The 1,090-nt window shown below is 46.1% G+C and carries 1 protein-coding gene; it reads left to right on the top strand.

The features are described from left to right. Positions 1-57 precede the first annotated feature (57 nt). On the top strand, positions 58-1,090 hold a 1,033-nt coding region (locus ACFVU3_RS40220), incomplete at its 3' end, for an AMP-binding protein (protein ID WP_390073733.1).

Here is a 1,090-nt window from a genome sequence, read left to right as displayed (position 1 = left end):
GGAATACTAACGGTTTTCAATAATACCCATACGGAGTATGCACAGCATCATACGGCAGTGGAACGATTCGAGAAACATGCGGAACAGACACCTGAGAAGACGGTAATTGAATACGAAACGGGCGTACTTCGTTATGGAGAAGTCAACCGAAAGGCCAATGCCTTGGCATGGGAACTGATTTCGTTAGGTGTTCAGCCCAATGATCGAGTGGCCATCATGGCTTCCCTTGAAGCGGAAACGATCATTGGCATTTTAGGCGTGCTAAAGAGTGGAGCCGCCTATGTCCCGATTGATCCAGCAACACCGAAGGAACGAATAGAGCATATTCTGAACGATGCAGCACCCAAGGTCATCTTAACAAGAGAGAAGACTTTGGAAACGGAAGTCCCATTCATCTCTATGAATCTTGAAGATCTGGGCGAGAATGCGGAAAACCCAGCGTGTGCCGTTGAAAAAGACGACATCGCCTATGTGATTTACACATCAGGAACGACAGGAAAGCCCAAAGGCGTGGCGGTTACACGAGGCAATTTGGATCATTACTTGTCGTATGCAGATCAGGAGTACCAGAAAGAAGCTTGTACGACGGTACTGATTACAAGCTTAAGTTTCGACCTCTCCGTAACGTCCTTGTTCTTACCGCTGATTAGTGGTGGATCTCTTCTATTAAAGGGAGGAGACACGGAGGAAAGGTTACGTGCAGCATTCAAAGATAACAGGGTAACTTTCCTTAAACTTACTCCGTCCCATTTAAAAATGCTGGAAACTTATGCAGACGGCGTAGATGTACCGAATTTAGAAACGCTGATTGTCGGTGGAGAAGAGTTAACCACAGATACGGCATGGAAAACGCAGAAGCTATTAGGAGACAGGGTCAAGATTCATAACGAATATGGCCCTACAGAGACTACCGTAGGATGCTGTGACTATATCTATTCCAGCGAAAAAGATAAGGGTTTAAGTGTAGGAATCGGGCGTCCCATTGCCAATATGCAGCTCTATATACTGAATGAGATGGAGTTATGTGGTATTGGCATTCCTGGTGAGCTATGCATCGCAGGAGACGGAGTAGCCAAAGGCTATCTAAACC

It is taken from the genome of Streptomyces sp. NPDC058052 (genome assembly GCF_042885515.1).
GTDB lineage: Bacteria > Actinomycetota > Actinomycetes > Streptomycetales > Streptomycetaceae > Streptomyces.
Note: the sequence above shows the minus strand (reverse complement) of the source record. Positions and strands in the feature narration are given on the sequence as shown.